This is a genomic window from Dyella sp. ASV21, assembly GCF_016428975.1.
Classification (GTDB): Bacteria; Pseudomonadota; Gammaproteobacteria; order Xanthomonadales; family Rhodanobacteraceae; genus Dyella.
The window spans coordinates 1-19,693 of sequence record NZ_JAELTT010000072.1 but is presented as its reverse complement, the minus strand read 5'-3'; the positions used below and the strand labels follow the sequence as shown (position 1 = coordinate 19,693).

The 19,693-nt window shown below is 61.5% G+C and carries 21 protein-coding genes and 1 pseudogene; 8 read left to right on the top strand and 14 right to left on the bottom strand.

The features are described from left to right. Both JHD67_RS22415 and JHD67_RS17970 read right to left on the bottom strand, forming a co-directional pair. The coding region (locus JHD67_RS22415; protein WP_233172025.1) for a hypothetical protein at positions 1-250 on the bottom strand (250 nt) is incomplete at its 3' end. Positions 251-454: 204 nt separating this feature from the next. Beyond that, complete coding sequence (locus JHD67_RS17970; protein ID WP_199100566.1) at positions 455-706, bottom strand: hypothetical protein; 252 nt, start codon at positions 704-706, stop codon at positions 455-457. A gap of 438 nt (positions 707-1,144) precedes the next feature. Here JHD67_RS17970 and JHD67_RS17965 point away from each other — a divergent pair, with 438 nt between their 5' ends. Next, positions 1,145-1,906: a hypothetical protein gene (locus JHD67_RS17965; RefSeq protein ID WP_199100565.1), complete on the top strand. Its 762-nt coding sequence runs from the start codon at positions 1,145-1,147 to the stop codon at positions 1,904-1,906. Positions 1,907-2,020: 114 nt separating this feature from the next. On the opposite strand, the gene JHD67_RS17960 is transcribed toward JHD67_RS17965, so the two are convergent. Then, positions 2,021-2,242 (bottom strand): TonB-dependent receptor, encoded by a 222-nt coding sequence (locus JHD67_RS17960; protein ID WP_199100564.1) that lies wholly within the window; start codon positions 2,240-2,242, stop codon positions 2,021-2,023. Positions 2,243-2,398: 156 nt separating this feature from the next. Further along, positions 2,399-2,677 carry a hypothetical protein gene (locus tag JHD67_RS17955; protein ID WP_199100563.1) on the bottom strand — a complete coding sequence of 93 codons (279 nt, stop codon included), beginning with the start codon at positions 2,675-2,677 and terminating at the stop codon, positions 2,399-2,401. A gap of 571 nt (positions 2,678-3,248) precedes the next feature. Between JHD67_RS17955 and JHD67_RS17950 the strand changes: the two genes are divergently transcribed. After that, positions 3,249-3,701, top strand: a complete 453-nt coding sequence (locus tag JHD67_RS17950; RefSeq protein ID WP_199100562.1) for a fasciclin domain-containing protein — start codon at positions 3,249-3,251, stop codon at positions 3,699-3,701. 104 nt (positions 3,702-3,805) lie between these two features. On the opposite strand, the gene JHD67_RS17945 is transcribed toward JHD67_RS17950, so the two are convergent. Next, on the bottom strand, positions 3,806-4,282 hold the full coding sequence (locus JHD67_RS17945; protein WP_199100561.1) for a hypothetical protein: 477 nt from the start codon (positions 4,280-4,282) through the stop codon (positions 3,806-3,808). A 206-nt stretch (positions 4,283-4,488) separates the two neighbouring features. Beyond that, complete coding sequence (locus JHD67_RS17940) at positions 4,489-5,205, bottom strand: Crp/Fnr family transcriptional regulator (protein WP_199100560.1); 717 nt, start codon at positions 5,203-5,205, stop codon at positions 4,489-4,491. Between the two features lie 194 nt (positions 5,206-5,399). Between JHD67_RS17940 and JHD67_RS17935 the strand changes: the two genes are divergently transcribed. After that, a complete protein-coding gene (locus JHD67_RS17935) occupies positions 5,400-5,573 on the top strand; it encodes a CsbD family protein (protein ID WP_199100559.1) in 174 nt (57 codons plus the stop codon). Positions 5,574-6,087: 514 nt separating this feature from the next. Here JHD67_RS17935 and JHD67_RS17930 read toward each other — a convergent pair. Then, positions 6,088-6,879, bottom strand: a complete 792-nt coding sequence (locus JHD67_RS17930; protein WP_199100558.1) for an SDR family oxidoreductase — start codon at positions 6,877-6,879, stop codon at positions 6,088-6,090. A 102-nt stretch (positions 6,880-6,981) separates the two neighbouring features. On the opposite strand from JHD67_RS17930, the gene JHD67_RS17925 reads away from it, so the two are divergent. Beyond that, positions 6,982-7,890, top strand: a complete 909-nt coding sequence (locus JHD67_RS17925) for an AraC family transcriptional regulator (protein WP_199100557.1) — start codon at positions 6,982-6,984, stop codon at positions 7,888-7,890. A gap of 141 nt (positions 7,891-8,031) precedes the next feature. On the opposite strand, the gene JHD67_RS17920 is transcribed toward JHD67_RS17925, so the two are convergent. Further along, positions 8,032-9,240: an alpha/beta fold hydrolase gene (locus JHD67_RS17920; RefSeq protein ID WP_199100556.1), complete on the bottom strand. Its 1,209-nt coding sequence runs from the start codon at positions 9,238-9,240 to the stop codon at positions 8,032-8,034. Between the two features lie 411 nt (positions 9,241-9,651). On the opposite strand from JHD67_RS17920, the gene JHD67_RS17915 reads away from it, so the two are divergent. Genes JHD67_RS17915 through JHD67_RS17905 form a run of 3 tightly spaced genes read left to right on the top strand, consistent with a single transcriptional unit; the run spans position 9,652 to position 11,409 of the window. Beyond that, positions 9,652-10,014 carry a PadR family transcriptional regulator gene (locus JHD67_RS17915; RefSeq protein WP_199100555.1) on the top strand — a complete coding sequence of 121 codons (363 nt, stop codon included), beginning with the start codon at positions 9,652-9,654 and terminating at the stop codon, positions 10,012-10,014. Continuing rightward, the gene (locus JHD67_RS17910; protein ID WP_199100554.1) at positions 10,014-10,934 is read left to right on the top strand and encodes a sensor domain-containing protein; all 921 of its coding nucleotides are present in this window, start codon (positions 10,014-10,016) and stop codon (positions 10,932-10,934) included. Before JHD67_RS17915 ends, JHD67_RS17910 begins: the two co-directional genes overlap by 1 nt. Before the next feature lie 34 nt (positions 10,935-10,968). Continuing rightward, a complete protein-coding gene (locus JHD67_RS17905; protein ID WP_233172024.1) occupies positions 10,969-11,409 on the top strand; it encodes a DUF1579 family protein in 441 nt (146 codons plus the stop codon). Between the two features lie 147 nt (positions 11,410-11,556). On the opposite strand, the gene JHD67_RS17900 is transcribed toward JHD67_RS17905, so the two are convergent. The 3 genes from JHD67_RS17900 to JHD67_RS17890 all read right to left on the bottom strand — a co-directional run bounded on the left by JHD67_RS17900 (position 11,557) and on the right by JHD67_RS17890 (position 14,880). After that, positions 11,557-12,759 (bottom strand): DUF1501 domain-containing protein, encoded by a 1,203-nt coding sequence (locus JHD67_RS17900; protein WP_199100553.1) that lies wholly within the window; start codon positions 12,757-12,759, stop codon positions 11,557-11,559. Between the two features lie 11 nt (positions 12,760-12,770). Further along, entirely contained in the window at positions 12,771-14,327 is a 1,557-nt protein-coding gene (locus tag JHD67_RS17895; protein WP_233172022.1) for a DUF1800 domain-containing protein, read from the bottom strand. 265 nt (positions 14,328-14,592) lie between these two features. After that, positions 14,593-14,880, bottom strand: coding sequence for a hypothetical protein (locus JHD67_RS17890; protein ID WP_199100552.1), 288 nt, complete (start codon positions 14,878-14,880; stop codon positions 14,593-14,595). A gap of 106 nt (positions 14,881-14,986) precedes the next feature. Between JHD67_RS17890 and JHD67_RS17885 the strand changes: the two genes are divergently transcribed. Next, complete coding sequence (locus JHD67_RS17885; RefSeq protein ID WP_199100551.1) at positions 14,987-15,595, top strand: class I SAM-dependent methyltransferase; 609 nt, start codon at positions 14,987-14,989, stop codon at positions 15,593-15,595. Between the two features lie 4 nt (positions 15,596-15,599). On the opposite strand, the gene JHD67_RS17880 is transcribed toward JHD67_RS17885, so the two are convergent. The 3 genes and pseudogenes from JHD67_RS17880 to JHD67_RS17870 form a co-directional block, all read right to left on the bottom strand. Then, complete coding sequence (locus JHD67_RS17880; RefSeq protein ID WP_199100550.1) at positions 15,600-16,925, bottom strand: carbohydrate porin; 1,326 nt, start codon at positions 16,923-16,925, stop codon at positions 15,600-15,602. A 107-nt stretch (positions 16,926-17,032) separates the two neighbouring features. Further along, positions 17,033-18,865 (bottom strand): translational GTPase TypA, encoded by a 1,833-nt coding sequence (gene typA / locus JHD67_RS17875; RefSeq protein WP_199100549.1) that lies wholly within the window; start codon positions 18,863-18,865, stop codon positions 17,033-17,035. 306 nt (positions 18,866-19,171) lie between these two features. Further along, a pseudogene (locus JHD67_RS17870) lies at positions 19,172-19,693 on the bottom strand (GntP family permease); the annotation flags it as partial.

Genomic DNA, 19,693 nt, shown 5'->3' with positions numbered 1-19,693 from the left:
GGGTTATGTTCCGCTCGGTATCGGGGCCTAGTTGGACCTTGGCGAGCCATTCGTATGCTTGTTCGCGTCGGCTGATTTCAGTGCGGCGGGTGGCCCCACCGACGCCAGCGGCCGGCAACACGGCATTTTGTTGCGCGGCGGGCATCTCCGCACGGTCGATTTCCCGGGGCATCTGAATTCGAACATCGACGGCATCAATGAATTTGGGGTCATCGCAGGCGTGTATTGGGATGCCGACGGCATCTATCACGGCGTTTTACGCCAGGTTTATGGGTAGGTACATCGACACCACCGGCAAGCGCCACGGCTTTGTCGCCACACCGGCGGCCGCGCAGCACTGAGCGATCGACCTGCCAGTCTCGCGGATATGTGGGTTTGTGTTGTCGGCGAACGACGGCGCTATGGAGACGCCGTCGTTCATCCCGCTCGTTGGGGTGGCTGCGCTATGCGCGTGTTAACGCGTCCAGGTCACGTTTACGCGCTTCGGGAAAACCATTTGGCTGACACCGTATGGTCCATGCAGCGCGCCCTTTGCATCGTCGATGGTGAGGCGCATATAGCCCTGTGAGTAGCGCGCGTCCACGCGCGTTCCATCCGGTTGCAGCTCGTACTCGTTCATGTCGTGCTCGGCGTGGGGGAATACGGCCGTGGTGATCGGGAGCCCCTTCGATTGCAGTGTGGCAAGCCGGCGCTCCAGCACCGCCATGGAGTCGTACTTCGATAAGCCGCCAGCGCAGGGCTCCTCCTTGAGACGGGGCGATATCCAGCGTGCTCCCGTCGCTAAGGCGGTAGGCGCCGATATGGCAATCGCTGGGGGGCGACGCGCTGGCATGCAAGGAAGCCAGCAGTATGGCGAGCATGGGCGGCTCCGGGCTATACCGGTGCCTCCGCTTTAGCGGGGTCAATCATCCGGCCCATGCGCTGCAAGTCACAGGGGGGGCGGGTCGTCACCTGGCGTCTACAAGGGGAATGGCAGACCGTTGACGTGCTCGCGAGCGACGTCATCATCACCCGCGGCTAGGGCATGCTATCGATGGGGATGCAACGGTAGCCCGCCCATGCTCGGTGGCGCGTTGCCATGCGGTCGCCGTAACCGTGGCAAGGTACGGGAGGCGCGTCGGTGCTTTCCTTGAGGGGTTAATGCATGACTGTCATTACGGATCATCCGTTCTTGCTGTTCTTTGTTTCCATGCTTGTGCTCTGGGTGGCCGGGCGAGTGGGTGTGGCGCTGTCTCGCTGGCATCGGGGGGACGAAAAGGGCGTGGGCGAGGCATTTGCTGTGGTGCAAGGGGCCACGCTGACGCTGCTGGCACTGATCATCGGCTTCACATTCTCGATGTCCATCAGTCGATACGACCAGCGAAAGAACTACGAGGAGGCCGAGGCCAACGCCATTGGTACGGAGTACGTGCGCCTTGGCTTGCTCGCGCCGGCGGATGCCGCGCGCGCACGCGCGCTATTGAGCAACTATTTGCAGCAACGCATCCTGTTCTACGAAAACACCGGCCGGGATGCACTTAACCAGATCGCGGCGCGCAAGAACCAGCTCCAGTCCAGTCTATGGGCGGCAGTGGAAGCGCCTGCGCACGAACAGGCCAATCCCATCATGGCGCTGGTCGTGGCGGGTATGAACGACGTGCTCAACGCCGAGGGGTATACCCAGGCGGCCTGGTGGAACCGGATACCGGTTGCCGCGTGGGTGCTGATGATGCTGATCGCTATCGGTTGCAATCTTCTGCTCGGCTTTGGCGCACGTCAGTTGAAGGACGAGCCGGCGCTTCTGCTGGTATTGCCCTTGGTGGTGTCGATTTCCTTCATGCTGATCGCCGACATCGATAGCCCACGGGGCGGCGTCATCCGGGTTGGCGCGCAGAATCTGCATGCGCTTGCGCCAACGCTTCGGTAGCGTTCGATTCAACGACATATATCCCGCCGCGCGTGACGAGCAGTTTCTGCGTCCCAGCCATGACCAACCACCCGCGTTCAAACGAGTGGCGAGCGGGATGGGGCGCCTGACGCCCTAGGTGGTTTGAACCCAGGTGTACTCGATATCGTCCTTCACCACCTCGTCGACCTCCTTCATCGGAATGTCCCGAAGCTCATTGATGCGGCCATGCCGCATGCCAAAGAACACGCCGCTTCGCCGGTAGGTCGCTGTCCAGGTGACGCGGTCGGAATTGGCGTGCTCGTAGTCACCTTCATAGGTGAAGCCGTTCGTGGTTTTTCCGGAGACGATAGTCATGATGAAGTCCTTGAGGAGGGTTGTGTCGGGCTCGCCTTTCCGTGGACGGTGTACGGGCGGTCGGTCATGTGTTGAGCCATTGCTGGGCGATGTTCGCCAGCCAAAGAGGAATGTGGGGAATGCGGCCAGCACGGCGAGTCGATTGATCGATACCGATCAGTGCTCGCCAGTCTCGGGCTCGGAACATCGGCAGCCGTCCTCATCCATGGGTTCAACTTCGCGATCCGCCTGGTCGATATCGGACAACGAACACTCACCCTTGGTAAAAGGCGTTTCCTGCGCCCCCAGGGTCCTTTTTCGTGGCAAAGCGACTGAGGCGTCATAGCCTGGAAACCAGCGGTTACGTTGTTCGCTGTCTGCTGCTTTTGCACGTGGTGCGAAGTGCAGCTTGTGCGGATGAAAGTACAGCGAGTTCGTCTGATTAGGGGCGTACATGGAGTTACCTCGGTTGCCGATCCGCTTCCTTCGGATCAAGAGGGGCGCGACGTGGCGCGTGTCGCTGTGGCAAGGACGGGCGACGAACGAAGTGCCTCGGATCAAGATGCGCTAATCGTTGTTATGCACCCGTAACGTGCCTCCATGTGGCGGGGAGTTGATGTGTGTCTGGGGAGTGGATACCCGGTCAGGGTGCGCTTGCGGGTGTTACGTGGGTGTGTGGCGATGCACCCATGGTCGGTACAGGGCAGGGCGGCGCGAAGCTGCATTTACGTCGCATTGCAAGTGGGGCGCGTTTCCATGGCTCGCCTCAGGCTGGAGCGGATAACGTGCTGGGCGATACCCCCCAATCGGGTACGGATTGCATGTTCGACAAGCAGCGGATCACACGCATCTAACAACAGACAGCGCAACCTGCCATGGCGTCAGGAATGAACGTCTCCTCCTGGGCTGGCGTCTCAGTCACGCGGTTCTCTCCCCATCGCCTTCTGAGTACTTCTCCGATCTGTATCGGAGTTGCGGCATCGTCCGCTCCCGATCCGCTACGCGGATCACTATTGAAGGCAATCCCATGTCCAATCATGAATCCAATGCATCGCGACTTTCTGGCAAGAACATCGCCGACACCGTCGCTGCCAACAACTCGTTCCATACCCTGGGCAAGGCGCTCAACGCGGCCGAACTAAACCACGTGCTGAAGGGCGATGGACCGTACACATTCTTTGCGCCCACGGATGCGGCATTCGAGAAGCTGCCCAAAGGCACGCTGGAGAACTGGCTCAAGCCGGAAAACAAAGCGGAGTTGATCTCCGTGCTGAAGCATCACGTGCTCGTCGGTCTTTCCCCCTCCGTCGAAGTGGCAAAGTTGACCGAGCCGAAGATGATGCAGGGCGGCACCGAAAAGATCCGCAAGGACGGCGAGACGCTCAGCATTGGCGGTGCCAAGATCACGCAATGCGACATCCCGTCGAGCAATGGCGTCATTCACGCGATCGATAAGGTTATCGTTCCTACCAAGCACTAACGGTGCTGCCAAGCACTAGCTGACTGACGAATATGGTGGGGCTTGCCTCACCATATTCGGTTTTATGCGGAGGTTCGGTCGCCGTTCCTCGTTGCGTGATGCCGCTAGTGGCGAGCGTGCGGACCTAGAGCTTCGCCTCCACGGCTAGCGCAGATCGCGCGCTCCACATCGATCCGGTTGCCGGTGCCTATCTCAGGCCACCATTGGGGGTTTTCCAAAGGCGCCACCGCCTCCCTGGCAATGACGGACGTCGCGCCCGCTCGTTCCATGAGATGACGTATGTCGTGGGCATCCATCTCCGCATCCAGCATCACCGTCAACACGTTATGTCCCATCTGATCCGGCGCGGGGAGGTGGCTTGGCGAGCGGACTTCCGATGCCTTTTGGTCTTGTCGATGGCCCTGGTGACTGAGGATCGACAGAACGGATGTGGGTGCGCTCGAACTGGCGGCGGAGTTGCCCACGCTTTCATCGAGGGAAATACGCAGTTGTTCGCGATGCATGCCGCGCGATAGCAACTTGTCGACGGCGGACGAAACGGCGAACTGATTGTTGAATGTGGCGACGATGAGGCTGGACATGGCGGAGTCTCCTGGTGCGTCGGCATGGGTCTCCATGCTAGTGCGACCGATGGAACTGTTCCGTGAGGATACATGGACGTCTTATGCCGCTCGCAGGAATCCAACGCGGGCAGTAGGGCAGGAAGGAGCTCAATGCATGCGTTCCGTGGAAGGCATGCGTTGAACTTATGCTCGGTCGTGGCGTTGTGCTTCGTTGGCGCGGTGCATCAATCCGGCTTGGTGGGAAGCAGGCGGTCATATTCCTTCTTGACCACGGCATAGCATTCGCAGGTTCGGCCTTCAAGTCCGGTACGATCCAGCACGGTGATATGTCCGCGCTGGTAACGAATAAGTCCGGCTTGCTGCAGATTGCCCGCGGCTTCCGTTACCCCTTCCCGGCGCACACCCAGCATGTTGGCGATGAGTTCTTGCGTCATCACCAGCTCTTTGGAATGCAGGCGATCCAGGCTGAGCAGAAGCCAACGGCATAGCTGTTGATCCAGAGAGTGATGGCGATTGCACACCGCGGTCTGGGACATCTGGGTGATGAGGGCCTGGGTGTAGCGCAGCAGCAAGTGGAGTACCGGGCCGGCACGATTGAACTCTTGCAGCATCAAGTCCGCCTTGAGGCGAAAACCCTGGCCCGCGCTTTGTACCAGCGCACGGCTGGGCGTGGACTCGCCGCCCATGAACAGAGAGATGCCCACGATACCTTCGTTGCCAACCACGGCGATCTCGGCTGAGGCCCCGTCCTCCATCACGTAAAGGAGCGAGACGATCGAGGTCGTGGGAAAGTAAACATGACTTAACCGGCTGCCTGACTCGTAAAGGACTTTGCCGAGCGGCATATCGACGGGCTCAAGATGCGGTGCCCATCGGGTCCATTCGGCGTCCGGCAAGGCGGCAAGTAACCGGTTCTGTCGCGGGTCGGAGGCAGCAGTCATACCGGGCATCATCGCGGGCGTCTGGCGAATTTTATCACCGGTTCGGGGAATACGGCCGTCCATTTCATCTATGCCGAATGGCCATGGCTTGCCTCTCCGGCGAGGGCTGTGTGCGGCGACGTACAGAGGGCACGGCAGGTTGCGCGTAGCTTTACGGAGTCACTGATGTCGCAATCCGGCGACAGGAGTTCATCATGGACAAGAACCGAATCGAAGGCACCAAACACGAAGTGAAAGGCGCGTTGAAAGAGGCTGCAGGGAAGGTGACGGGCAATCACGCCAAACAGGCGGCCGGTCATTTTGAGAAAGAGGCAGGTAAGCTGCAGAAGGATGTTGGTAAAGCGCGCGATGAGTACAAGAAGAGTTAACGCATGAAGGAATGGTGAGATTTCACCCATCTTGCCTTCTTCTGGCGAACGTAAGACCACGGAAGCCTCCGGCACGGAATGCCGGAGGCTTCCGTGCTTGCACCGCCCCGTACGTACCGGCACTGACAGCCTGCATAAGTCGTGCGATTGCCCGCAACGGCGGGCCCGAGATGCGCCCCGGTGGCCAGCGCACGACGCCCAGGCTCTGTAAGCGAGCTGTGCATCGAGTCTTGGCGCGATAAGGGTGGTCGAGCTTAAGCCCCATCCGGAACCCAGCAGATTGCCGGATGCTTGAAGCGCTCCTGTTCGGACGCGGCGCGTTGCCCAGTGTCATCGGCGATGCTCTATCGCACGCTTTATATCCCACCCTGTCGATCCGTGAGCGAGGAGCTACAGGTGCATCTTGGGCAATCACGTGCGATGCGCCGTTCGCGCCATCACACGCGAAAGACCGACGACCCCAACAGGATCACCGACAGCGTCTCCATCGGTGAACGCCCGCGGGTGTAGCGCATCATGCGACCAAAGGGTCGCGATGCCGCGCCCATCGCTTGCCCCCGGTTTCCTTGGCAAGAGCCAGGGCGACGGCATCCGATCCTGCGGGAAAGCGGAGTTGTCCGGTCATATCGTTTGCTGCGCGCCAGATCTCAAGGGCTACGTCGGCTTCGGTGGTCACACCGCTTGTTCCCGTCAGTCCGGAAATGACGTCTTGGGCGAACGGTTCATAGGCTTTGGGGATTAGCCCTTGCATACGACCCTGGCCATTCGCGGTAAAGCGGGTTGTTGGAGCATAGCCGGGCTCGACCAACTTGACGCGAATGCCGAACGCATGGAGCTCGTGTTCGAGAGACGCGGTAAAGCCCTCGATGGCGGTCTTGCTTGCCGTATATGCGGCCACAAGCGGGAACGATGCCAAAGTAGCACTCGATGTAACGTTCACAACGGTGCCCGCTCCTCGTGCCCGGAATCGCGGAATGACCGCCTGACACATAGCCATGACACCGAACGTATTGGTCTCGAAGATCTCGCGAATGGTCGGCATGGGCGTGGCTTCAAACGCCCCAAAAAGTCCGATGCCCGCGTTGTTCACAAGCACATCGAAGGGCCCTGCGGCGTCCAAGGCATCCGCAATGCTGTCACTTCGGGTCACATCCAAGGCCAAGACGCGAAGGTTTGCGCAGGGCTGAAACAAGCCTTCTTTCGGCGTGCGCATGGTGGCAATAACGTTCCATCCCAGCGCCAGGAAGTAGCGTGCGGTTTCCAGGCCATAGCCTGAAGAACAGCCAGTAATCAGCACCGTATTCATGGGTCTCTCCAAGGGTCGCGTTGACTCGAAGAGAACGATAGGGGAGGATCACTGGACTATCGATGATTATAAGTCCTTATTTATTTCGCCAGCGTCCAGAATATGAGCGATCCGCTTTCTGAGGTAGTCCGACTTCTGCGTCCTCGCGCGGTGTTCGCCAACGTCATCAGTGGCAAAGGCAACTGGGCCGTGCGCTATTCCAGGTTCGGCCAGCCCAGCTTCTGCATCATGCTGGAAGGTGATTGCCTTCTGGCCGTGGATGGCCACGAGCCCATCGCCTTGAGCGCTGGCGATTTCGTGCTACTGCCAGCGACGCCGGCGTTTACTATTTCCAGTCGGGTGCCGGCGCCGCCGGTGCATTGGGATCCCAAGGACGTCGCGGGGAGTGTCGCCGAGCTGCGCTATGGCGAACCAGATGGCCATCCGGACATGCGATCTCTGGGCGGGTCATTCTTGTTTGACGCCGTTGATCCGGGACTGCTGATCTCCCTGCTTCCCCGGGTCGTCCATGTGCAAGGTTCGATGCGTCTGTCGCAACTGGTGCGCATGGTTGGCGAGGAAGTGGCCGATCAAAAGCCGGGCTGCGAGTTCATGCTCTCCCGCCTTGTTGAACTGTTGCTCGTGGAGGCTATGCGCGCAGCCTCGGCAGGAAGCGCACCACCAGGGTTGCTGCGGGGATTGGGCGATGAGCGATTGGCGCCAGCTCTGAAGCACATGCATGCGCGTATTGGTCATGCGTGGAGCATCGAGCAGTTGGCGAAGGCCGCAGCCATGTCACGCTCTGCGTTCTTTGAGCGCTTCACCAGGTCGGTGGGAGTGGCGCCCATGGAATATCTGCTCGCATGGCGGATGGATATCGCCAAGGGGCTACTTCGCGACAATCAACTAACGGTGTCCGAGATTGCCGATCAGGTGGGCTACGCCTCAGCGAGCGCTTTTAGCGTGGCTTTCAGCCGGCACGTAGGGACCACTCCCGGTAAGTACGCGCGCTCACTGTCGTTAAGTGTCTGACCGGGCGGGCGCTTGTTTGGCTGCAGAAAAGTGAAAAGGTAGCGCGCTCTCGCTTTGGTAGACGCTGGGCCGCCGGATGGGACTTCCCCGGAGAAGACAGCACGTCCCTCATTGTGTGGCGTTGAAGCATTTCGATCCTGGTCAGGGCGTGCCTTGCGCCGCGCGGAAATCGACGGTCAAGAAGTGCTTTGGAACCCCGTTATCAATGGGTACCGCCTTGAGAAAGGTCCGTTCACCGGCATCGCTCTTTAGATAAGCGTTCAAGAAGCCAAGCGTGTATCGCGCGACCCAGGCGTAGCTGACGTTGACGTCATGCCGGTCGTAGTCGTCCATACGATTATCGTCAAACTTCTGCTGCGAACTGGCTCGCTGATACATCGAAGAGAACTGCGGATGCGACATGCCAAGCATGTGGATCGTCCAAAGGTCGCCACCCGTCCACGCGTTGAGCACGCTCGGTCCCTCGTTTTGCACCGTGGCGTAGCGATTCCAATCCTCAAGCGACAGATTTCCCCGCGTGAAGAACAGCAGGGGTGTGGTCATGCGCTCGGGTTTGATTTTTCCTGATTGCTGGATGAGGCCAGGGTAGTAGCGCATGCTTCCATCGAAAGCGATCAAGGCCTTGATGCGGCTATCGACCGAAGCTGCAAAGAGGTTGGAGATGCCTCCCCAGCTCCAGCCGGCGACGGCCACTTTCGATGCATCGACGTCGGCGAGCGTTGATGCGTAGCTGATCAAAAAGGAGATGTCGGCAGCTTCCGCCTCGATGTCATCGAGATTGTCATCGGCGTCCCGGGTCGATTTACCCAGGGAAGGGCTGGCCACAACGACATATCCATGGCTTGCCAGGTATTCGCAGATATCCGCATTGTCCCAGGCGACTGATGACTGGCCGGGCGCATATACGACCAGAGGAAAGCGCCCGCTCGCCATCGTGGCATCCATTTTTGCCAGTAGTGCCACATTCGCGTATGCGGCGAGCTTGGTTGTCCACGCGTTGCTTTTATCGGGTCGGTCGAAGTGGATCTCGGACCGAGACAGTTGCGCATAGTCGCCGACAGTCATCGACTTGCCAGCACTGGCAGAGGCGGGATACCAGATGAGGGTTTGGACGGGGCGTGCTCCGGCAGCGCCAACGGAGGGCTTGCCGTTCGCGCCTATTTTCGACGGAAACGTCCTTGACCGATCATACTGATTGACGACCTTTAGTCCGACAACGTAAGGCCCCGGCTGACCCAGGAATTGGAAGCCATCGGACTCGGTTTGTGCGGGGGCTGGCGCGCAATACATCGCCAGTACGGCGACGCACGACAACGCAATGAGTGACGCGAGGCCCGATGCTTTGCGCATCTCCATCTCCTTCCTTCTCCATCGCCAAGAAGACACTGAGCACCTCATGGCGCCCATGCTGGATGCGCGGGCCAATCGACGGCGTCAGGCCAGGAAACTGCTGTCCATCGACGCATAAGCTACCGCTTCCTCCGTTGATTGCTGAATGGGTCATTGGTCACGGCGCCTCGCGGGGCGCCGGTGGGCTTACTTACGACCATGCCTAACGACATACGCGCCCGACGGCGACCTCAGCGGCACGATGCAGCGCACGGACAGCCGCGCCTGCCGACCCCGTGTTTGTACAGCGGGTACATATATGGGTGTCATGCCCACAACAAGAACGCTTTACGTGCATGACTTCATACCCATGCACTAGTGTTAACTCCACACTATGCTTCACTTCAAGGTAAGTAGCTGGGCGGGTGGGGTATGGACGACAACGTCAGCCATCTGAAGAAGTTCCAGAAGGAGCTGTCGGCGGGCACCGTGTCGCTGGTGCTGCTGGCGGTGCTGAGCCAGTCGCGGCAGCCGATGTACGGCTACCAGATCGCCAAGCGGCTGGAAGACATGGGCGAGGGCGTATTGGCGGGCAAGCAGAGTGCCTTGTACCCGGTGCTGCGCAATCTCGAGGGGGCGGGTTTGTTGGCGAGTCAGGTGGAGCCGTCTATCAGCGGGCCGCCGCGTCGCTATTACCGCGTGACCAAACAAGGGCGCGATGTGCTGCGTGACTGGGTGGATGCCTGGAACGACACGCGCGACTCGGTCGATGCTGTTTTGCAAGGAGGGGTGTAATGAACACGCCACGTACCATTGCCGACTATCTGCGGCAGCTGCGTGAGGCGCTGCGTGGGGCAGACGCCGCGTTGATCCAGGATGCGCTTTACGACGCGGAGGAGCATCTGCGTGCGGAGCTGGCGGAGAACCCGCAGCGCAGCGAAGCGGACATGCTGGCTCACGTGGTGGGCACCTACGGTGCGCCGGACGAGGTCGCCGACATCTATCGCGACCAGGAGATCAAGATCCAGCGAGCGCTGCGGCCGCCGCCGCCGCCCAAGCGCCGTTCGTTGATCGGTCGCTTCTTTGGCGTCGCGGCGGATGCGCGCACTTATGGCGCACTGTTCTACATGCTGCTGGCGCTGGCCACGGGTATTTTCTATTTCACCTGGGCGGTAACGGGCTTGTCGCTGTCGCTGGGCCTCTCAGTGTTGATCATCGGCCTGCCGTTCATCGTGCTGTTTTTTGGCAGCGTGCGTGTGCTCTCGCTGGTGGAAGGGCGCATCGTGGAAACGATGCTGGGCATGCGCATGCCGCGGCGTCCGGTATATCGCGTGGAACAGCGCGGTTTGTTCAAGCGTATCGGCAGCATGTTTACCGACGTGCATACCTGGACCACGCTTTGCTACATGTGGCTGATGTTGCCACTGGGCATTGTGTACTTCACCTTGGCGGTGACCTTGCTCTCGGTGTCTGTGGCTTTTATAGGCTCGCCCCTCGCCCTGGCGTTCGATCACGGCGTGTTTGGCCATTACTTCGTCGACAGCCAGCCCTTGATCAACTGGGGTACGGGGTTTCATCAAGTTGGCTGGTTGGATGTAACGTTCCTTTGCATGATCGGCATTGTGCTGTTGTTCGTCACGCTGCACCTGGCACGCGCGCTGGGCATCATGCATGGGCATATCGCCAAGCACATGTTGGTGCCGCGCGAAGGCTGAATCCAAGGTTTGATCGGTCGAAGGAGGCCACGGCATGACCATGCTGGACGCACTCGCCGGCCGCTGGGCCGGCGATGAGGAAGTTGCCACCACGCGTTGGGGGCAGGGTGGGCCGGCCAAGGGGTTCGTGCAGGCGCGCTGCGAGCTGGGTGGGCGCGTACTGGTGCAGGAGTACCGCGAAGAGCGTGACGGCAAGCCGGCATTGCAGGCGCATGCCGTAGTTGCCGCGGGCCCCGAGCACGACCAGTACAGTCTGTATTGGTTCGATAGCTACGGCTTCGTGCCTTCAACGCCCGCACCGGGCGTGTGGGATGGCAGGCAGCTCACGTTCGTGCGCAGCTCGCCGCGCGGGCAGACACGGCACATCTATGCCATGCAGGGAGAAGACTGCTTCACCCTGCGCCTGGAAAGTTCGTTCGACGGCGGTGTGAACTGGGAGCCGGTGCTTGCGGGCACGTACCATCGCGTCGAGTGAGCTTGCGTGCTGGCCGCAAGCTTTGGGGATGCTCTGATCGACTGTTGGCATCTGCTTGAAGAAGAACATCGGTCGCGATCAAGCCATTGAGGACAATGGCCCTGGATTCCCGCCTTTGCGGGAATGACGGGCGAACTCAGAGCGTGCTTAGACCAGTTGCAGATCGTGCGGTCGCGCGCCGGGGAACACGGTTTGCAACTGGCTGCCGGACAGCCCCCACATGCGCCCCATCAAGCCGCCGAGCATGTCGCGGTAGTTGGTGAGCACGGGGTAGTCGCGGTTCTGTAGCAGGCTCTGCGCGCTTACCGCCACCTGCGAGCCGGCGATGCGCCCGCCATTCACCTTGCCGCCCAACACCCAATAGACCGTGCCGTGGCCGTGATCGGTGCCTTTGTTGCCGTTCTCGCGGAAGGTTCGGCCAAACTCGGAAACCACCACCACGACGGTGTTGTTCCATTCGTCACCCAGGGCGTCGGCGTAGGCAGCGAGGCCTTTGCCCAGGTTGGTGAGGTTATTGGCGAGCTGGCCGGTGGTGCTGCCTTGATTGACGTGCGTGTCCCAGCCGCCCACGTCGACGAAACCCAGGCGGTATTGATCGCGCATCATGGTGGCGATGCGCTGGGTTTCATCGGCGAAGTTCTTGGCGTTGGCGGCGCCGCGGTTGGCCTTCATCATCTCGTCCTGTAATTCCTTGGATACGCTCTGGCGCAGTTCCAGGCCATCGGACGCGGCGGATGCGAGTGCTGTCCCGTGATACATGCCGGCAAGAATGCTGGCCTGGCGATCGTCGAACACCGGCTTGGTGTTGCCGCGCAGGGAGATGTTGGGAATATCGCGACCGCTACCCTGGAAACTCAACGGCAGGGCGTCGGTGAAGGCAATGGAGGGCACGCTGGTCATCTGGCCGGAAAGGCGCGCCAGGAAGCCGGAGCGATAGTCGCTGCGCATGCCGCTGGCTTCGCCCGATTCGATGTTGTCCTGGGTTTCGAAGTGGCTGCGCGAAAGGTCGTCCGTGCCGGCGAACGGCACAAAGGCGACTTGGCGCTTCTGCCACAAGGGGTAGATCGAATCGCGCAACACGGGGTTCAGGCCCCACTCGTTGGTCAGGCCGATGGCGCTATTGGTGTTGTACGGATCGGGTTTGGCGATGGCGAGTGTGGGGCGCGCTTCGTAGTAAAAGTCGCTGCTGTAGGGCACCAGCAGGTTGTTGCAGTCGTAGCCGCCGCGCAGAAAGACCAGCAGGAATCGTGGTGTGTTCGCGGGAGCGGCAAACAGCTTGCCGGAGAAGGACAGTGCGGGCGCGGCGACTGCGGCAGTCGCGGCGGCGAGCAGGAATTCGCGGCGGTTCATGTCGGTCTGCCTCAGCGGTAGTTGAAGTCGGGTGAGGAGAGCAGGAAGGTGTTCCATTCCTGCTGCGAGGTGGCCTTGGCCAACGCATCGCGCGTGCCGGGGCTCAGGCGCGGGTCGAAGGTGTCGTAGTACAGCCGCGTGGTAAGCATGGGGAAATCACCCCCGGTCTTGGGCATGCCTTCGGGCGTCAGCAGGCGGTTGTTGCCGGTGCCGATGGAGTTGGCGATTTCAAAACGCTTGGCCATCTGGCCGGAGCTCGACCAGCCGCTGCCATCCAGCGGCCAGCCATCGGGTGTGAGTCGGCCGAATATCGGTTCGCCCAACTGGTTCATCCAGTTGAGCAACGGCTTGGCATTGGCAATGGGCTTGCCGTCGTACGCCATGCGTACGGAGGACACCACGAACTGCATGGGATCCTTGAACTTCTTGCCGTAGCTGGCAGCCAGCTCTTTGGATTCGAACATGGTGCGCAGTACTTCGGCGATGTCGCCATCGCTGCGCTGGAAGGTCTTGGCCATTTTGGCGACCAGCGCGGGCGGCGGTTCGTCCGCCACAAAGTACTCGGCGAGTTTCTTGGAAATGAATTGCGCGCAGGCGGGCTGCCGGGTGATCAGGTCCACCGCTTTGGTGACTTCGTCAAAGCCGCTGCCTTTGATCTTCTGGCCGAGCAGCACTTTGTCGCTGTAGTCGTGGCGCGTGGGATTGAACTCGAACAGTCCCTTCTGCACGAACATATCGGCAAAGCGCGGGTGTTCGCGCAGGGCAGGGCGATCGCGCAGTGGCGACACGCCGACGCCGGTAAGGATGAGCGCCAGTTGCTGCACATCCTGCTGGGTGTAGCCGGAACCGACGCCCAGCGTGTGCAGTTCCATCAGCTCGCGTGCGTAGTTTTCGTTGACGTGGCCCTTGGCATTCTGGGCATTGTCGAGGAATTCCAGCATGGCGGGGCTTTCCAGCGTCGCCATCACCAAGTCGCGGAACTTGCCCAACGCATGCGGACGAATGGTGTTCTGCGTGTAATCGTTGGCCACCCAGCGCACCCGGCCCTTGGCGCCGTAGACGCTGAAGTGGTTGAGCCAGAACCACACCATTTGTTCCTTGAGCTGGTTCTGGCCGTAAACGGCGTGCAGCATTTCGATCTGCTGCGCTTGCTGCAGCAGGTCGTTGGCGTGTTGCTGCTGCGCCTTTTTGGCGGCGGCTTTGTCGTCGCCTTCGGGCATGTTCTTGATCTTCTCCTGCTCGTCGCGCAGGTTGGTCAGCAATTGCTCGGTGGGCGTATTCGCTGCTTCGTAGCTGTTGATCAGTGCAGTAATCGGCGCCGGGAGTGGGTCGCCGTCGCGGTCGTCCAGTTGTTCGTCGAGGAAGCGCGAACGGCCCAGCTCGCGATAGCGCGCTACGGTGGCGCTATCCAGCTCGAAGCCATCGCGGCGCAGCCAGTCGATATCGTCCTGGGAGAGTGCATGGGCATCGCGCGCCATCGCGCTCGCCGGGCCCAGCACCAGCAGCAGGCTGAGCGCACTCAGCCAGGGACGGATGCGGCGAGGGGGCATTTTCGGCGTGTCGGGCATGCGTCGGATTCCTGTAGACGTGGGTGAACGACGGCGTCGGTTCGGCATGTGAACGCGGCAGACGCCGGCTCGCTGACCGCGGGAATGTGAAATGTCGCCGCTGTTGAGCACCGATTCATGCCTGCCGCTCAAAACGTTGCCATTTCGTCAACTCCGCGCAAGGAAGATGGCGAAAGGGCTGGGCGACGGATGCCGTGAGGCGCGAGAGGCGTTTGGGTGCAGGCGGCGCGGGATCGCCGGTGGTGAGCGCGGTGGCGATGCATGCTTAGAACTCATCGACGAATTCCACCACTGCGCCGAGCAACGAGGCTTCCACTTCGGTAACGGCACGCACGGCATCCGCGTGCAGGTGGTCGGCGGCCAGTACCTCGATCAGGAATAGCTCGGTGCCATTGTCATCGGTCAGGTCGCTGGAGCTGGAGTCGTCGCGCGTATAGGGCGCCGGTGTATCAAGCTCTTCGACATGCTCGATGCCGTCGATGCCGTGCAGCGTGGTGATCAATGTGTCCGCGTCATCGCGACTGGCCGTCAAGCGAATACGGATCGTGGGCATGGTAGGCGGCTCCCAGGTTCCGGCTTCAACATGCTGGCGTAGCGCGTGTTCAGATCAGGTGATTGGCGATGCTGGGCTACCATGCGTGTTTTGCCGGAGAAGCACCGTGGGCAAGATTTACGACCGCGCCTATTTCGATAAGTGGTATCGCCACCCCGACCACGCGGTGGGCTCGCCGGTCGAACTCAAGCGCAAGGTGTCGCTGGCGTTGGCCCTGGCCGAGTATTACCTGGGTCACCCGGTGCGCAGTGTGCTGGATGTGGGCTGCGGCGAGGCGGTGTGGCGGGCGCCGCTGCGCGCGTTGCGGCCGGGCATTCATTACCAGGGGGTGGATGCGAGCGAGTACGTGGTGGCGCGTTATGGGCGCAGCCGCAACATTGGGCTGGCGCGCTTTGGCCAATTGGAGCACCTGCGCTTCGATCGCCGTTTTGATTTGATCGTGTGCACGGATGTGCTGCACTACCTCAAGCCCGCGGAGATCCGCGCAGGTCTGAGCGGTATCAGCGACATGCTGGAGGGCGTTGCCTTTCTGGAGGTATTCACCAGCAAGGACGGCGTGGATGGCGACCTGGAGGGTTTTCACTCCCGCGCGCCGTCCTGGTATCTGCGTGCTTTCGGCGAGGCGGGTTTGCTGCCCTGTGGCTCGCATGGCTACCTGGGGCCACGCCTGGAGCGTCGCGTGGCGGCGTTGGAGCGTGCCCAGTTGCCGGCGTGATGCCTTACAGCTCCAGGTGTGCGCGCAAGCCCACGAAGCGTGCGGGGCCGCGGTCGCGGTTGTAGCCAGGGTTGTGCACCAGTTGCAGGTCGGGGCTGAGGGTGACGTGCGCGAACGGGGCGAAGCTGTAGTACGCCTCCAGAATCTGTTCGCGGCCGTAGTTGAGTGCGCCGTCGCCCAGTACAAAGCCATTGCCGCCCAAGGCCAGGTATTCGCGGTGATCGCGCGATAGTGCGTTCACGTCCCATGCCACGGCGAAATGATCCTGGGGCCGCCCCCAATGCACGCCGGAAAGCTGAAAGCCGCCGCTGAGCATGCGGTCCACTTCGGTGAAGACGAAGGATTCGGTGCGTCCGTTGTTCCAGCCGGCGCGCATGAACAGGCCGGTGTCGCCGCCATCGGCCAGCGGCAGTTCGCCGTTGAGGCCAAAGCCGTACTTCATGCGGCCGGGTTGGTCGTTGGCGCGAATGTCCGGCACCTGGCCGGTGGCCAGCGCCAGGTCGATCGCCTCGCGATAGATGCCCATGCTGGCGGTGTTGCGAAAGGCCAGAAAGCGCAGCGCCCAACCCTGTGGATCGGGCTGCAGGGTCAGTTCCAGCTGTTGGCCCTGGGCCTCGCTGAGCGCATCGATCAGTTTCTGGCCGTTGGCTTCGGTGGGCATGCGGTAGATGCCGTAGCGCAGGGTCCAGGCAGGATTGACCCAGGCCAGCATCAGGCCTTCGGTATAGCCGCGCGTGTCGGCGGCGAAGTCCCAGGTGGGGTTGTTGAACAGCGCCCAGTTCATGAACTGGGTGCGCGTGCTGCCGGCGTAGCGGTTCTTGTCGAAGTCATCGTTGACGGCCATCTTGCCGATCTTCACTTCGATGTGGCGGGTGGCCTCTTCGCCCGGAAGCTGATCCTGCGCGCGTTCTATCGGTGCGGCGTCGTCGCCCAGCGGCAGTGTCCAGCGCAGGTAGCGGCGCGCGACATAGGCGCGCTTACCCAGGGATACGGTGCCCGAGCGGATCACGTCGCCATTGGTGAGCCCGGCCAGGCCGGTGGCGCCGGATACGCCTTCGCCCTTGAACATTTCCATGTCCAGGTAGAACTGGAAGTGCGCCGGCAGCGCCACGCCGAAATAGGCGCCGAAGGTATGCGAACGCTCCGTGTCGCCCTGTGGCCGCAGGCTCATGTCGCCGGAATAGGGTGCATGCAGGGAATCCTGATGCTGGTCGACAAAGGTGTATTGCGCGCCCAGCCACTGAGGAATCCAGAGGCGGGCGTCGTCAGCGTGTAGCACCAGGGGCGCGAGCAACAGGCATAGCGAGGCGTAGAGGCGGGCAGATCGCATGAAATGGCGTTCGTTGGCGGCGTACGAGGGAGTTCGGTGCGCGATGATGACATGCCCAAAACAAAAGGCCGCCAAACGGCGGCCCTTTGTCGCGATGCGCAGGAAGATCAACCGCCGGAGCGGGAGGCCTTCTTGCGATCGTTTTCGGTCAGGTGCTTTTTGCGCAGGCGGATTTCCTTCGGGGTGATCTCCACCAGCTCATCGTCGTCGATGAAGTCCAGGGCCTGCTCCAGGGAGAACTTGATCGCCGGAGTCAGCTGGATCGCATCGTCCTTGCCCGAGGCGCGCATGTTGGTGAGCGGCTTGGGCTTGATGGCGTTGACGGTCAGGTCGTTGTCCTTGGCGTGGATGCCGACCAGCTGGCCTTCATACACCGAGTCGCCTTCCGCCGCGAACAGCTTGCCGCGCTCCTGCAGCGGTCCAAGCGAGTAGGCCGGCGTGGTGCCGCTCGCGTTGGCGATCATCACGCCGTTGAGGCGCTTGGCGATCTGGCCTTCTTCCTTCGGACCGTAATGGTCGAACACGTGGAACAGCAGGCCCGAACCCTGGGTGAGGGTCTTGAACTGGTTCTGGAAGCCGATCAGGCCACGCGCCGGGATCAGGTACTCAAGGCGCACGCGGCCCTTGCCGTCCGGCTCCATGTTCTTGAGCTGGCCCTTGCGCATGCCCAGGCGCTCCATCACGGGGCCCTGGTGGATTTCTTCCACGTCCACCACCAGCTGCTCGATCGGCTCCATCTTCTGGCCGTCGATCTCCTTGATGATCACTTCCGGACGCGACACGGCCAGCTCGTAGCCTTCGCGACGCATGTTTTCGATCAGCACCGACAGGTGCAGCTCGCCACGGCCGGACACGAGGAACTTGTCCGCGTCCGAACCCTGCTCGACCTTCAGCGCCACGTTGTGCACCTGCTCGCGGTCAAGGCGATCCTTGATCTGGCGGCTGGTGAGGAACTTGCCGCCCGAGAGATCCTTGTTGCCGGCGAACGGGGAGTTGTTCACCTGGAAGGTCATGCTGATGGTCGGCTCGTCGACGGTCAGCGCCGGCAGCGCTTCAGGCGCTTCCAGGGCGGTGACGGTGTCGGAAATGGTGAGCTCCTGGATGCCCGAGATAGCGACGATGTCGCCGGCTTCGGCGCTGTCCTGCTCGATGCGTTCCAGGCCGAGGAAGCCCAGCACCTGCAGGATCTTGCCCTGGCGCTTCTTGCCTTCGCGGTCGATCACGGCCACCGGCATGTTCTTCTTCAGCGTGCCGCGCTGGATGCGGCCAATGCCGATGACGCCCACGAAGTTGTTGTAGTCCAGCTGGCTGATGCGCATCTGGAACGGGCCGTCCGGGTCCACTTCCGGCTTGGGCGCATGGTCCATGATGGCCTGGTACAGCGGGGTCATGTCGCCTTCGCGGACTTCCGGGTCGAGGCTGGCGTAACCGTTCAGCGCCGAGGCGTAGACGATCGGGAAATCCATCTGCTCCGGCGTGGCGCCGAGGCGATCGAACAGATCCCACACCTGTTCCACCACCCACTCCGGACGGGCGCCCGGGCGGTCGATCTTGTTGACCACCACGATGGGCTTGAAGCCCATGGCGAAGGCCTTCTGCGTCACGAAGCGCGTCTGCGGCATCGGGCCGTCCATCGCGTCGACGAGAATAAGCACCGTATCCACCATCGACAGCACGCGCTCGACCTCACCGCCGAAGTCGGCGTGGCCTGGGGTGTCGACGATGTTGATGCGGTTGCCCTGCCAGGTGATGGCCGTGTTCTTGGCCAGGATGGTGATGCCGCGTTCCTTTTCCTGGTCATTGCTGTCCATCACGCGCTCGGCCAGCACGGTGCGCTCGGAGAGCGTGCCGGACTGTTTCAGCAGCTGATCGACGAGCGTGGTCTTGCCGTGGTCGACGTGAGCGACGATGGCGATATTGCGCAAATTTTCGATGGACATGAGTTTGGCTCGGGCGGCTCGGGGCCGTCGCGTAGGGTTTTGAAAGGCGAATCGGTCAATTATACGGACTTATGTGACAGCTTGCTTGAAAGATCCCCATGAGCCGTCAATAGGAATCGGCCCGTTAGCGTGACGGACGCACATGACAATGCATGGAATGCAGCTCAAGTCATTGATTGTAAATGACTATGGCGCGTGGCTGAAGGCGTCGTCGCGGCAGCCGTTTCGTTCAGGCAAAGAAAACGGCCCGCCGGATGGAACCGGCGGACCGTGCGGGGGAGCGAGCGTTGAGTGTATGGCGCCAGATCAGACCAGGCCGGTGAGGCTGTACACCGCGATCACCACGAAGACGGCCAGGGTCTTGATCACGGTGATCGCGAAAATGTCCCGGTAGGACTGGCGATGGGTCAGGCCGGTGACGGCCAGCAGGGTAATCACGGCGCCGTTGTGGGGCAGCGTATCCATGCCGCCCGAGGCCATGGCGGCCACGCGGTGCAGCACTTCCATCGGGATGCCGGCGGCCTGCGCGTTGTGAATGAAGGTCTCGGCCATCGCGGCCAGCGCAATGCCCATGCCGCCCGAGGCCGAGCCGGTGATGCCGGCCAACGCGGTTACCGTCACCGCCTCGTTCACCAGTGGATGTGGAATGGCATGCAGCGCGTTGGCGATTACGCGAAAGCCGGGCAGGGCGGCGATGACCGCGCCAAAGCCATATTCGGAAGCGGTATTCATGGAGGCCAGCAGCGCACCGGCGATGGCGGTCTTGCTGCCTTCCACGAAACGCTGAGTCACCGAACGCCAGGCAAACAACAGCACACAGGCAATGCC